The 13,817-nt window shown below is 61.5% G+C and carries 12 protein-coding genes and 1 tRNA gene; 4 read left to right on the plus strand and 9 right to left on the minus strand.

Features of this window, described 5'->3' with window-relative positions:
* Nucleotides 1-33 precede the first annotated feature (33 nt).
* From ACNAZA_RS10875 to folC, 7 genes are all read right to left on the minus strand, one after another.
* Nucleotides 34-109: transfer RNA gene (locus ACNAZA_RS10875), tRNA-Ala, on the minus strand.
* Between the two features lie 72 nt (nt 110-181).
* The gene (gene gltX / locus ACNAZA_RS10880) at nt 182-1,588 is read right to left on the minus strand and encodes a glutamate--tRNA ligase (RefSeq protein WP_415796589.1); all 1,407 of its coding nucleotides are present in this window, start codon (nt 1,586-1,588) and stop codon (nt 182-184) included.
* Entirely contained in the window at nt 1,588-2,799 is a 1,212-nt protein-coding gene (locus tag ACNAZA_RS10885; protein ID WP_415796590.1) for an O-succinylhomoserine sulfhydrylase, read from the minus strand. Before ACNAZA_RS10885 ends, gltX begins: the two co-directional genes overlap by 1 nt.
* 328 nt (nt 2,800-3,127) lie before the next feature.
* A complete protein-coding gene (purF, locus tag ACNAZA_RS10890) occupies nt 3,128-4,636 on the minus strand; it encodes an amidophosphoribosyltransferase (protein ID WP_415796591.1) in 1,509 nt (502 codons plus the stop codon).
* Nucleotides 4,637-4,831: 195 nt separating this feature from the next.
* Entirely contained in the window at nt 4,832-5,344 is a 513-nt protein-coding gene (locus ACNAZA_RS10895) for a CvpA family protein (RefSeq protein WP_415796732.1), read from the minus strand.
* Between the two features lie 34 nt (nt 5,345-5,378).
* Nucleotides 5,379-6,293, minus strand: a complete 915-nt coding sequence (locus ACNAZA_RS10900) for an SPOR domain-containing protein (RefSeq protein WP_415796592.1) — start codon at nt 6,291-6,293, stop codon at nt 5,379-5,381.
* Nucleotides 6,294-6,403: 110 nt separating this feature from the next.
* Entirely contained in the window at nt 6,404-7,729 is a 1,326-nt protein-coding gene (folC, locus tag ACNAZA_RS10905) for a bifunctional tetrahydrofolate synthase/dihydrofolate synthase (protein ID WP_415796593.1), read from the minus strand.
* A gap of 85 nt (nt 7,730-7,814) precedes the next feature.
* On the opposite strand from folC, the gene ACNAZA_RS10910 reads away from it, so the two are divergent.
* The 4 genes from ACNAZA_RS10910 (at nt 7,815) to argG (ending at nt 10,971) form a co-directional block, all read left to right on the plus strand.
* Entirely contained in the window at nt 7,815-8,174 is a 360-nt protein-coding gene (locus ACNAZA_RS10910; RefSeq protein ID WP_415796594.1) for an ArsC family reductase, read from the plus strand.
* A 136-nt stretch (nt 8,175-8,310) separates the two neighbouring features.
* Nucleotides 8,311-9,081, plus strand: coding sequence for a glycine zipper 2TM domain-containing protein (locus tag ACNAZA_RS10915; RefSeq protein WP_415796595.1), 771 nt, complete (start codon nt 8,311-8,313; stop codon nt 9,079-9,081).
* Between the two features lie 139 nt (nt 9,082-9,220).
* Complete coding sequence (gene ppnP, locus ACNAZA_RS10920) at nt 9,221-9,538, plus strand: pyrimidine/purine nucleoside phosphorylase (RefSeq protein ID WP_415796596.1); 318 nt, start codon at nt 9,221-9,223, stop codon at nt 9,536-9,538.
* A 95-nt stretch (nt 9,539-9,633) separates the two neighbouring features.
* A complete protein-coding gene (gene argG / locus ACNAZA_RS10925; protein ID WP_415796597.1) occupies nt 9,634-10,971 on the plus strand; it encodes an argininosuccinate synthase in 1,338 nt (445 codons plus the stop codon).
* A gap of 121 nt (nt 10,972-11,092) precedes the next feature.
* Here argG and ACNAZA_RS10930 read toward each other — a convergent pair whose 3' ends face one another.
* Complete coding sequence (locus ACNAZA_RS10930) at nt 11,093-11,560, minus strand: LapA family protein (RefSeq protein ID WP_415796598.1); 468 nt, start codon at nt 11,558-11,560, stop codon at nt 11,093-11,095.
* A 213-nt stretch (nt 11,561-11,773) separates the two neighbouring features.
* On the minus strand, nt 11,774-13,771 hold the full coding sequence (gene acs, locus ACNAZA_RS10935; RefSeq protein WP_415796599.1) for an acetate--CoA ligase: 1,998 nt from the start codon (nt 13,769-13,771) through the stop codon (nt 11,774-11,776).
* Nucleotides 13,772-13,817 lie beyond the last annotated feature (46 nt).

The raw sequence follows: 13,817 nt of genomic DNA on the forward strand, positions 1-13,817 counted from the left end.
ATNCTGATTTTTCAATCAGCCGTCATCAAACTTTGGTGGAGGTAAACGGGATCGAACCGATGACCTCTTGCATGCCATGCAAGCGCTCTCCCAGCTGAGCTATACCCCCAAAATTCTCACTCTGCGCTTTGCAACTTTTAATTTGTCGCGTTGTGCAGAGCCTCGAATTATATGCGTATTTTTAGCGGTTTCCCAAACGTGCAAGAATTTTTTCGCGTCCGAGCAATTCCAGCACCGCATCCACCGATGGCGTATGGGCCGTACCCACGGTCAAAACACGTACCGGCATGGCCAGCACAGGCATCTTCACACCCTGGGCCTTGAGCACTTCCTTGATGGCAGCGGCAATGGCCTCCTTGGTCCATTCCACGGTTTGCATGGCCGCAGCAAAGGCATCCAGCACCGGCGTGGCGACTTCGGTCACGTGCTTGGCATAGTCCTCGGCATTGCGCTCCACGGCATCCACATAGAAGACCTTGGCCCAGTTGGCCAGATCCACCAGGGTTTCGCAGCGATCCTTGAACAAGGCCGTGATGCGCACCAAGCGGTCATCAGCATCGAGCAAGGCGGCATCGACACCAGCCTTGAGCACGAAAGGCTTGGCCATGGCGGCCAGCGCCACGTCGTCCATGGCCTTCATGTGCTGGGCATTGACCCAGCGCAGCTTGGCTTCGTCGAACTGGCCGGCGCTGCGGCCCAGATGATCCAGATTGAACCATTCCAGGAACTGGGCACGGCTGAAGATTTCATCGTCGCCGTGGCTCCAGCCCAGGCGGGCCAGATAGTTCACCATGGCATCGGGCAGATAGCCCTCATCACGGTACTGGGTCACGGCCTTGGCGCCGTTGCGCTTGCTCATCTTCTCGCCTTGCTCGTTGAGCACGGTAGGCAGATGGGCGAACACGGGCACGGTGGCGCCCAGGGCTTCGAAGATATGGATCTGGCGCGGCGTGTTGTTGACGTGATCATCGCCACGAATCACGTGGGTGATGTTCATGTCCATGTCATCGACGCAGACGCAGAAGTTATAGGTGGGCGTGCCGTCGGGGCGGGCGATCACCAGATCGTCGAGTTCGGTGTTCTGGAACTCGATGCGGCCCTTGCACTTGTCTTCCCAGGCCACGACGCCGCTTTGCGGTGTCTTGAAACGCAGCACAGGCTTGACGCCTTCAGGAATCGGCGGCAGCACCTTGCCCTCTTCGGGACGCCATGTACCGTCGTAGCGAGGCTTTTCCTTGTTGGCCATCTGCTTTTCGCGCAGAGCATCCAACTCTTGCATGCTCATATAGCAGGGATAGACATAGCCCTTGGCCTGCAGCGTGGCCAACACTTCTTTGTAGCGCTCCATGCGCTGCATTTGATAGAACGGGCCTTCGTCGTGGTCCAGCTGCAGCCAGGCCATGCCTTCGATGATCACGTCCACCGATGCCTGGGTGGAGCGCTCCAGATCGGTATCTTCGATGCGCAGCACGAAGTCGCCGCCATTGGCGCGGGCAAAGGCCCAGGGGTACAGAGCCGAACGGATATTGCCCAGGTGGATGAAGCCGGTAGGCGACGGGGCAAAACGGGTGCGAATTTTTTGTGTCATTACAGTGTGTCCAGTCCGCGGGCGACATCGTTTTTCAGATCTTCGAGATGCTCGAGACCCACGGAGATACGAATCAGACCCTGACCCACGCCAGCAGCCTGGCGCTGTTCTTCGGTCAGGCGGCCGTGCGAGGTGCTGGCCGGATGGGTGATGGTGGTTTTCACATCGCCCAGGTTGGCGGTGATGGAGCACACCTGAGTGCTGTCAACCACGTGGAAGGCATTGGCGCGCAGTTGCTCGGCACCCTCGCCCACCACATCAAATGCCAGCACCGCTCCGCCCATGCCGTTTTGCTGGCGCATGGCCAGCTCGTGCTGACCGTGGCTCTTGAGACCGGGATAGTAAACGCGGGCCACCTTGGGATGGGATTCCAGCCAGGTGGCCAGCTCCAGCGCTGCAGCGCTTTGCGCCTTGACGCGCAGGGACAGGGTTTCCAGACCCTTCATCACCACCCAGGCGTTGAACGGGGCGATATTCAGACCGCCGCTGCGCAAGAACGTGCCCATGACCTTGTCCACCAGCGCCACCGAGCCGCAGACGGCACCGGCCATCACGCGGCCCTGACCATCAAGGAACTTGGTGCCCGAGTGCACGACGATGTCGGCACCCAGCTTGGCGGGCTGCTGCAGAATGGGCGTGGCAAAGCTGTTGTCCACGGCCAGCAAGGCATTGTTGGCATGGGCCACTTCGGCCAGCGCGGCAATGTCGCACAGATCGGCCAGCGGATTGGTGGGCGTCTCGGCAAACAGCAGACGGGTATTGGGCTTGACGGCAGCCTTCCAGGCGGCGACATCGGTTTGGGGCACAAATGTGGTTTCCACACCGAAGCGTGCCATTTCCGTGCCCAGCAGCTTGATGGTGGAGCCGAACATGGACAGCGAGCAGATCACATGATCGCCGGCCTTCAAGGCGGTCAGCGCGACCAGCAAGATGGCCGACATGCCGGTGGAAGTGGCCACGGCGCATTCCGTGCCTTCCATGGCCGCCAGACGGCGCTCGAAGCTGCTGACCGTGGGATTGGTCGTGCGGCTATAGGTATAGCCCGGTTCTTCGTTGGCAAAGCGGCGGGCGGCAGTGGCGCAGTCGGGCTGCACAAAGCTGCTGGTCATGTACAGCGCTTCGCTGTGCTCGCCCCACTGGCTGCGCTCAACGGCTTCGCGCACGGCCAGGGTGTCGGGATGCAAACCTTCGGGTAATGTCTTTGTAGTCACAATCGTCAGATCCAAGTGGTTCAGACACGGCCCCTGAAAACACGAAGTGGCCTTTTCAACGGCCACCTCCCATTTTCATCTTGCCGATCCGTGCCGGCAGCATACGCATCTGCCGAGGTATTAAAAAAGGAGCGGTCTGCGCACGTCTTTCATCGATTCCAGGCTTGAAACAAGCTGAAATTATTGATTGGCATGCGCAGCAAGCTCATCTTTTGAATGAACGGGAGAAATCCCGGCCTCCATTGTCCTCCCGATCGCGATGCACTGCCCGCGCAACGCATCGCAAGGCTTGCGGCATCTACACCGCCGGCCGGGGAAGAGCGGAAGTTCAGTTTTCCTGGGCGTTGGGCAGAGACAGGCGGGAAGTGTCTTCCTGCTCTTCTTCTGCACCGCGGTTGCGGCCTTCGTTGAGGGCTGTGACTTCTTCGTCGGAGATATCGCCGGTGATGTAGACGCCATCAAAGCAGGAGGCTTCAAAACCTTGAACCGCCGTGTTGATTTTGCCAACCGCCTGCTTCATGGCATCCACATCCTGATAAATCAGCGCGTCGCAGCCAATGACCTGGCGGATTTCTTCCACCGTGCGGCCATAGGCTACCAGCTCGGTGCGGGTGGGCATGTCGATGCCGTAGACGTTGGGGTGGCGCACGGGAGGCGCGGCCGAGGCCAGATAGACCTTGTTGGCACCGGCGTCACGGGCCATCTGCACGATTTCCTTGGAGGTCGTACCGCGCACGATGGAGTCGTCCACCAGCAGCACGTTACGGCCCTTGAACTCGCTGCCGATGGCATTGAGCTTCTGGCGCACCGATTTCTTGCGTGCGCCCTGGCCCGGCATGATGAAGGTACGGCCCACGTAGCGGTTTTTCACAAAACCTTCGCGGTAAGGGATGCCCAAGAGCTGTGCCAGTTGCATGGCGCTGGGGCGGCTGGATTCTGGAATCGGAATCACCGCATCGATTTCGTTGGGCGGCACCACAGATACCACGCGCTTGGCCAGGGTCTCACCCATGTTCAGACGGGCCTGATAGACGGAAATGCCGTCCATGGTCGAGTCCGGACGGGCCAGATAAACGTATTCGAACACGCAGGGGTGCAGCTCGCTCTTGTCGCTGCATTGCTCGCTGTGCACCGTGCCGTCGTTGCTGATGAACACGGCTTCGCCAGGTGCCACATCGCGCTCGAACTGATGCAGCGTGCCTTCCAGGGCCACGGATTCGCTGGCCAGCATATGCGTGCCATCCGCGCCCTTGCCGATGCAAAGGGGACGGATGCCGAAGGGATCGCGGAAGGCCAGCAGGCCGTAACCGGCAATCAGGGCGATCACGGCATACGAGCCCTTGATGCGCTTGTGCACGGCACGCACGGCCTGAAACACATCTTCGGTCTTGAGCGGCGCACCGCTTGAGGCACGGCCAATCTCATGGGCCAGCACGTTGAGCAGCACTTCGGAGTCGCTCTCGGTGTTGGTGTGGCGGTGATCGGTCTCCGCCAGCTCGCTACGCAGCTGCTTGGCGTTGGTGAGGTTGCCGTTGTGCACCATCACGATGCCGAATGGCGCATTCACATAGAAAGGCTGGGCCTCTTCCTCGCTGGATGCATTGCCGGCCGTGGGATAGCGCACCTGGCCCAGGCCCACATTGCCGGGCAGAGCACGCATGTTGCGGGTGCGAAACACGTCCTTCACCATGCCCTTGGCCTTGTGCATGAAGAACTTGCGTTCCTGCTGGGTCACGATGCCGGCGGCATCCTGACCACGGTGCTGCAGCAGCAGCAAAGCGTCATAAATCAGCTGATTCACGGGTGCGGTGCTGACCACACCAACGATTCCACACATAGTAGCGTTCCATCTGTTCGCGAAGGCAATCCCTCGCCACACTCGCCTGCCTCGCCACCCATTGGCCGGCCTGCGTTTGACATCAGGCGCAGAGCTTATGCCTCTACACCGAATTCAAGTCCAGGGCCGCAGCACCTGGCCGCCACCCTGTCAGTCTCCAGACACCCTCGGTATTTGGAGACAAACCAGCCCACCTCAAGAAGAAGCGGCTGGCAAATATTGTTCCCACTGCCATTGCTCCCACTGCCCGGGCAGCGCGGGCTGCACCCACCCCAACGCTTGCGACAGAAACGGCGCCAGCGCCGACTCCTGCCACCAATGCGCACTGTGCAGCGGCGTATATCGAATCACCAGGGCCAGCACCAGCAACAGCACCATGGCCCGCAAGATACCAAAGAGTGAGCCCAAGGCTCTGTCCACCGGCCGCAAACCCACAGCTTCTATCAGTTGTTTGGCCAGCCATGACACCAGCCCCCAAGCAAACATGGCCCCCACCAGCAGCAATACAAAGCCTGCGGCATAGCGCAGCTGCATATCCCAACCATCAAGCGGCAGCCACACAGCCACCTCATGCGCCCAGTTGCGGGCGACGACAAAGGCCACGATCCAGCCCAGCAACGACAGCACCTCATAGACCAGACCGCGCCAAGCCCCCAACAACATGGAGCCCAGCACAACGGCCACCAAAATCCAGTCCAGCGTGGTCATCAAGGCAACACCCCAAAACGCTCAGGCGGCTGCATCAGCCCTTGAACACCGAAGCCGGCAAGCCCAGCCCCTTGGCGCGCGCAGCGGCCTTGTCGGCTTCCTCGCGGCTCTTGAAAGGCCCCATGCGCACGCGGGTACGCTTGCCATCCTTGGTATCCACGGTCTGGGTGAAGGCACCGCCACCGAGCTTGGACTTGATTTCATTGGCCTTGCCGACTTCGGCAAAAGCGCCGATCTGCACGATAAAGCGCTCGTTGCCGCCTGCCGACTCTTTGGCTGCCGAGGCTTCCGGCGCACTGCGCCCTTCTAGCAGCGCACGGGCACGGGCCGCATCATCACTTTTGCTGGTGTCCGGCTTGTGTTTGGGCTCGGGCTTAGGTTCCGGCTTGGGCTCGGGCTTTTTCACCTCGGGCTTGGCCTTGACCTCCGGCTTGGGTTCGGGCTTAGGTTCAGGTTTCTTGACCTCAGGCTTGGGCGCAGGCGGCGCAATCGCCGCAACCACGGGAGCCGAAGGCGCCACGATGGCAGCAGCCGGGGCCGGCGTGGCAGCCACGGCCGCACGCGGCGCAGAAACTGCAGGCGCAGGAGCCGGGGCCAATACCTCTTCACCATCATCCAGAGAGGCGCCAGCGGCTACGTGTCCGGTCGGCGCAGTCGTCGCACCCGTGCCACGGCTTCCAGGCACCACCACGGGCGCGGCATTGTCGCGATCCGGAATCTCGATGGGGATATCGACAGGAATCGGGCGCGGCTGGGTATCGAACAGCAGCGGAAAGCCCACCACGCCCACCAGCACCAGCACGGCCGCGCCAATGAGGCGATGACGTGCACGGCGACGCATGGCTTCCACGGTCTCGCCCTGAGGCAGACGGCTGGGACGCTTGGCGCCCGCTGTGGAGTCTGCCGCGTCGTTTTTCTTGCCCGGCCAACGAATATTGAAAAGTGCCATGTAGTACGGACTCATTCGGGCCTGAAGACAGCCCATTTACGGCCTAATTCGAGCGCTAGCCACAGCTCTTGCAGGCTGCAGCCAGGCGACTCGAAGCGACCCTATCAGTTTCAATGGCCCAGATGCTTGGCGCTCAGACGGGGAGTGCCGTTTTGCAGCACACCACCCACGGTGAAGAACGAGCCAAAGACCACGATTCTATCAGCCGCATCCGAAGCCTCCACGGCCGCGTCCAGCGCCTGCTGGGGGCTGGCAAAGGTTTGCAGGCTCACATCCTTGCGCAGCCCTGCCGTGGCCTGCAGCTCCTCGAGCTTGGCCTTGAGGCCTTGCGCCGAATCCGCACGCGCCGTGGGCAGGTCGGTGAAGTACCAGTGATCGATCAGCGGAGCCACCTTGGTGAGCATGGGCACCCAGTCCTTGTCCGCCATGGCACCGAATACGGCGTGGGTGCGGGGAAAGTAGCCCATGGCATCCAGATTGGCCGTGAGCGCCGCCACCGAGTGCGGGTTGTGCGCCACATCCAGCACCAGCGTGGGCTGGCCGGGAACGATCTGAAAGCGTCCGGGCAGCTCCACCATGGACAGGCCGGTGCGCACGGCCTGGGCCGTGACGGGCAACAGAGAGCGAATCGCCTCAAACGCGGCCAACACACCAGCGGCATTGACCAGCTGGTTGGCGCCGCGCAGTGCCGGATAGGCCAGACCGGCGTAACGGCGGCCACGACCGGCCCAGCCCCATTGCTGCTTGTCGCCGTCGTAATTGAAGTCCTTGCCAAAGCGCCAGAGATCGGCACCGATTTCGGCAGCGTGGTCAATCACGCTTTGCGGCGGCACCGGATCGCTGACCACCACGGGGCGGCCGGCGCGCATGATGCCAGCCTTCTCGCGGCCTATGCTTTCGCGGTCCGGGCCCAGCAGTTCCATGTGATCCAGGTCGATGCTGGTGATGACGGCGCAATCGGCATCCACAATATTGGTGGCATCCAGTCTCCCACCCAGACCGACTTCCAGAATCGCCACATCCAGCTTGGACTGGCTCATCAGATGAAGAATGGCCAGCGTGGTGAACTCAAAGTAAGTGAGTGCCACCTCTTTTCCGTCCTGCACCCGGGCTTGCTCGACCTGTTCGAAGTGAGCCATCAGCTGCTGGGCCGAGACAATCTCGCCCCCTACGCGGCAGCGCTCCTCGAAATGCACCAGATGGGGCGAGGTGAACACGCCGGGGCGGTAGCCCGATTGCAGGGCAACGGCTTCCAGCATGGCGCAGGTAGAACCTTTGCCATTGGTTCCGGCTACCGTGATGACGGGGCATTCAAAATGCAGACCCATGCGTTGTGCAACTTCGCGCACGCGGTCCAGGCCCAGGGCAATATTTTGGGGATGCAGTCGCTCGCAATAAGCCAGCCATTCATCCAGAGAGGGAAATGTGGTGTGCATACTGCTCGCTATTGTCGCCCAGCCCTAGAGGCCTTGTGGCCGGCCCAGATAGACAAATGCTTCAAGCCATTACAGGAGCCCCCTTATGAGCACTCGCGTCACCCTCTTTGGAATACCCAACTGCGACACCGTCAAGAAAGCCCGCAACTGGCTGACCGAGCACGGTATTGACTACCAGTTCCACGATTTCAAGAAACAAGGCGTGCCCGCCGAACGTCTGCCGCACTGGATGGCGGCTGTGGGCTGGGAAAAGCTGCTCAACCGCCAGGGCACGAGCTGGCGCAAGCTGGACGAGGCCACCAAGGCCGGCGCCATTGACGAGTCCAGCGCCGCCGCCGTGATGCGGGAGCACGCCAGCACCATCAAGCGCCCCGTGGTGGAATGGGCTGACGGCCAGGTCACCGTGGGCTTCAAGCCCGAAGACTGGCAAGATCGCGCACGCTAAAGTCCACCACCAGAAGCAAACACTCACATAAGCACAAGGGTTTACCTAGATTTACCCTACTGGCTCTTGCACTTCACAAGCTGGGACTAAACTTTTAGCTGCTCTGGTGCGTTAAGTACTGAGATTGGAGAAAAGCATGAAGACCCTGATCGTGATGACTCTTGCAGCAGCAACCGGCACTGTGGCCCTGGCCCAGGAGCAAGGTCGCGTGCTGTCCGCCACCCCGATTACCCAGCAGGTAGCCGTACCGCAACAGGTCTGCAATGACCAGACAGTGGCCGTGGCGCCGCGCAGCACCGGCGCGGGTGCCGTGATTGGCGCCATTGCCGGCGGCGTGCTGGGCAATGCCATTGGTGGCGGCGGCGGGCGTGCAGCGGCTACAGCCGCCGGCGTCGTGGGCGGTGCCATGCTGGGCAATCAAGCCGAGACCTCAGGCCCGGCCCAGTATCAGACCGTGCGCCAATGCGGCACGCAGACCTTCTACCGCAACCAGACCGTGGGCTACAACGTGGTCTATGAGTACCGTGGCCGCAACTACACCACGCAGACCAGCACGCCGCCCGGCGACTGGATTGCGCTGAGCGTGCAGCCGGCCAACAACGATGCAGCCTATGGCAGCAACGGCTACTACAGCAATCAGCAGCCTCCCCAGGCCGCTTACTCGACCAACTACCAAAACGGCTACCCCGGCGACTATCCGCAAGGCTATCAAGGCGGCTACTACACGCCCCAGCCCGTGGCACCGGCTTATTCCAGCGGCAGCTATTCAGCCTCTGACTACGTGGCACCGCTGCTGATCGGTGCCGTGATCGGTGCCGGCGCCTACTATGCCACCCGCCCCAGTCATTACTACCGTGGTCATGGCGGCTACCACCCACGCCCTGGCAACCACGGCTGGCGTCGATAAGCACGCCAGCCATCGCTGATTGCGTGAACCCAGAGCCCCACTGTCGGGGCTCTTGTTCTTTGGGGCATTCGCGCAGCAGGCTAAGGCCTGGCCTAAAATGACTGGTTTTGACCTTTGACCGCGCTTTGCGCCCTTTTCCATGACCACTGAATCCATTCAAGGCGTCAGCCTCACTACCAAGGCCAATGTGTACTTTGACGGCAAGTGCGTCAGCCACAGCTTCACGCTGGCCGACGGCACCAAGAAGTCCGTGGGCGTGGTTTTGCCTGCCACCTTGACTTTTGGCACGGCGGCTGCGGAAATCATGGAATGCGTGGGCGGCGCGTGCGAATACAAGCTCGACGGCAGCGACGAGTGGAAGAAGTCTGCCGCAGGCGAGAGCTTTCACATCCCTGCGAACTCCAAGTTCGACATCCGCGTGACCGAGGCTTACCACTACATCTGCCACTACGCTTGAGCCGCATCGGCCCGGCAGTCGCAGATTCAAAGCTTTTTTAGCCCCAGGCGCTTAACTGTCAAGCGCTTGCCGCTATCAATTTAAAGAGAAATCTCATGGAAACCATCCTGCAACACGTACCCGTCGGCCAGAAGGTCGGCATCGCTTTCTCCGGCGGCCTGGACACCAGTGCTGCACTGCGCTGGATGAAGAACAAGGGTGCCGTGCCCTACGCCTACACGGCCAACCTGGGCCAGCCCGACGAAGCCGACTACGACGAAATCCCCCGCAAGGCGATGGAGTACGGCGCAGAACAGGCCCGTCTGATCGACTGCCGCAGCCAGCTGGCCAACGAAGGTATTGCCGCCATCCAGGCCGGCGCCTTCCACATCTCCACCGGCGGCATCACCTACTTCAACACCACCCCCCTGGGCCGCGCCGTGACCGGCACCATGCTGGTGGCGGCCATGAAGGAAGACGACGTCAACATCTGGGGTGACGGCTCCACCTTCAAGGGCAATGACATCGAGCGTTTCTATCGCTACGGTCTGCTCACCAACCCGGCGCTGAAGATCTACAAGCCCTGGCTGGACAACGCCTTCATCGACGAACTCGGCGGTCGCGCCGAAATGTCGGCCTTCATGACCAAGGAAGGTTTCGGCTACAAGATGTCGGCCGAAAAAGCCTATTCCACCGACTCCAACATGCTGGGCGCCACCCACGAGGCCAAGGACCTGGAGCAACTGAACAGCGGCATCCGCATCGTCAACCCCATCATGGGCGTGGCGTTCTGGAAGCCCGAAGTCGAAGTTCTGGCCGAAGAAGTCTCCATCACCTTCGATGAAGGCCGCCCCGTGGCCATCAACGGCAAGGAATACACCGACGCCGTGGAAGTTTTCCTGGAGCTGAATCGCATCGGCGGCCGCCACGGCCTGGGCATGAGCGACCAGATCGAAAACCGCATCATCGAAGCCAAGAGCCGCGGCATCTACGAAGCCCCCGGCATGGCCTTGCTGCACATTGCCTACGAACGCCTGGTCTCCGGCATCCACAACGAAGACACCATCGAGCAGTACCGCATCAACGGCCTGCGCCTGGGCCGTCTGCTGTACCAGGGCCGTTGGTTCGACCCGCAAGCCATCATGCTGCGCGAAACCGCCCAGCGCTGGGTGGCCCGTGCCGTGACCGGCACCGTGACGCTGGAACTGCGCCGCGGCAACGACTACTCCATCCTGAACACCGAATCGCCCAACCTGACCTACGCTCCCGAGCGTCTGTCCATGGAAAAGGTGGAGGACGCGCCGTTCAGCCCCACCGACCGCATCGGCCAGCTGACCATGCGCAATCTGGATCTGATGGACACCCGCGACAAGCTGGCCATCTACTCCAAGGCCGGTCTGCTGTCGCTGGGCACCAGCACTGCCCTGCCCCAGCTGGGCGGCGACAAGAAGTAATTCGCGTCACACACGCCTGGCCGCATGGTCACGAAAAAGCCGCTGCACTGCAGCGGCTTTTTTTTATGCTTTCCAAGCTACAAGCGCTTATGAGATCAGCGGTAAATGCTATCAAAAACGCTTAACGCGAACCCGACTGACTCAGCTGATGCACCTGCTGCTCCAGCTGGCCCACATAGGCAGCCGTGCTGTTGTCGGACTCCTGGGCTCGGCTGACCAAATGGGCTTCCAGCGCATCCAGCCTGGCCATCAGCGCCTCCTTGTCCTTGGCGTGCATGGCTTCAATCACGGAGCGCAGCTCGGTGAAACGCGAAACCTCGGCCTTGTCGGCCAGCTCGCGCTGGGCCTGCATTTCCTTGGCATGGCGACGTGCCTCCATCAGCACCGAGCCCTGCATCCACAGCACATAGGCGATGAAAAAGACGCTGAGCAAGGCCGTCAAGGCCAGCATGAGCACACCCAAAGGCGCTTGAACTTCGGTAAAGCCCAGAGAAACCGTGGATGGCGCAGATAAGGCACCCCAGTTGAAAGCGGCCAGCACGGCGATCAGAGCCACGATGATGGTCAGGGAAATTGTGCGAAAGCTCATGGTTTTGTCCTCCATAACAACACAGGTTACAGAAAGCGTTTTAACCCAATTTATCAAGAATTGCGCATCAATAGTCAACAAAAAGCCAAGCCGCTGTCGACAGCGGCTTGGCTTTTACGCCCGGATTCGCAGCCTTCACCGCTAGGGCAGGAGGGCCAGGAGATGACTGAAATCGGCCATCTCCGCGCTGGCAGCAAGTGCTGCCAGCGGTCCTCAGTTGGTCTTGGCCAGCTGCTCCAGAATTGCGGGATTCTCCAGCGTGCTGGTGTCCTGCGTGATAGCCTCGCCCTTGGCAATCGAGCGCAGCAGACGACGCATGATCTTGCCGCTGCGGGTCTTGGGCAGGTTCTCGCCAAAGCGGATGTCCTTGGGCTTGGCAATCGGGCCGATTTCCTTGGCCACCCAGTTGCGCAGTTCGTTGGCCAGTTGCTTGGCTTCTTCGCCATGGGGCACGGGACGCTTCAACACCACAAAGGCGCAGATGGCTTCGCCGGTCAGATCGTCGGGGCGGCCGACCACGGCAGCCTCGGCCACCAGATCGGTCTTGGACACCAGAGCGGATTCGATTTCCATGGTACCCATGCGGTGGCCCGAGACGTTGAGCACATCGTCGATGCGACCGGTGATGCGGAAGTAGCCACGGTCGACGCTGCGCACGGCGCCGTCGCCGGCCAGATAGGTCTTGCCGCCCAGCTCTTCGGGGAAATAGCTCTTCTTGAAGCGCTCGGGGTCGCCCCAGATGTTGCGGATCATGCTGGGCCAGGGCTTCTTCACCACCAGCATGCCGCCAGCACCATTGGCCATGTCGTTGCCGGTTTCATCGACGATGGCAGCCGTGATGCCGGGCAGCGGCAGCGTGCAGGAGCCGGGTACCAGCGGCGTGGCACCGGGCAGCGGCGTGATCATGTGGCCGCCGTTCTCGGTCTGCCAGAAGGTGTCCACGATCGGGCAGCGCTCGGCACCGATGTGCTTGTGATACCACATCCAGGCTTCGGGATTGATGGGTTCACCCACCGAGCCCAGCAGGCGCAAGCTGGACAGATCCCAGTTCTTGGGGTGCACGGCGGCGTCGGAATCGGCCGCCTTGATCAGCGAACGGATCGCCGTGGGTGCGGTGTAGAAGATGGTGCAGCCATGGCGCTCGATCATCTGCCAGAAGCGCCCGGCGTTGGGGAAGGTGGGCACGCCTTCGAAGACGATTTGCGTGGCGCCAGCGGCCAGGGGGCCGTAGGCCACATAGGTGTGACCGGTGATCCAGCCGATATCGGCCGTGCACCAGAACACATCGCTGTCCTTCATGTCGAACGTCCAGTCCACCGTCTGCTTGGCCCACAGCATGTAACCGCCGGTGGCGTGCTGCACGCCCTTGGGCTTGCCGGTGGAGCCACTGGTGTAGAGGATGAACAGCGGATGCTCGGCGCCCACGGCGACCGGAGCGCATTCCTTGGATTGGCCTTGCAGCAGCTCGCCGAACGTCTTGTCGCGACCGGCCACTAGGTTGCAGGCCGTGGGCGTGCGCTCGTACACGAACACGTTCTTGATGGCCTCGCAGCCGCCCAGCGCCAGCGCATCATCGACGATGGATTTGAGGGGCAGCTCCTTGCCGCCGCGCATCTGGTAGTTGGAGGTGATCACCGCCACGGCGCCCACGTCCACAATGCGCTCCTGCACGGCCTTGGCCGAGAAGCCGCCGAACACCACGGAGTGGGTGGCGCCGATGCGCGCGCAGGCCTGCATGGCCACCACGCCCTCGATGGTCATGGGCATGTAGATCAGGACGCGGTCGCCCTTTTGCACGCCATGGGCCTTCAGGCCGTTGGCAAACTGCGAGACACGTTCGAGCAACTCGCGGTAAGTGACCTTGGTGACCTCGCCGCCGTCGGCCTCGAAAATAATCGCCGTCTTGTGCTCGACGGGCGTGCCCATGTGCTTGTCCAGGCAGTTGGCACTGGCGTTGAGCTCGCCGTCGGCAAACCACTGGAAGAACGGCGCATTGCTCTCATCGAGCACCTGGGTGAAGGGCTTGCTCCAGACCACGTTCTCGCGGGCCAGACGCGCCCAGTAGCCTTCATAGTCGCGCTCAGCCTCGTCGCACAAGGCCTGGTACTGCTCCATGCTGGCAATGCGGGCCTGGGCCGCAAAAGTTGCAGGCGGCGGGAAGACCCGGTTTTCCACCAGGACCGATTCAATAGCTGATGTCGCTGTGCTCATCGTTGTTGTCTCCTATGCATGCCAATGAATTTATTGTGGGTGTACT

Source organism: Comamonas aquatilis, assembly GCF_965139575.1.
GTDB classification, from domain to species: domain Bacteria; phylum Pseudomonadota; class Gammaproteobacteria; order Burkholderiales; family Burkholderiaceae_C; genus Comamonas; species Comamonas aquatilis.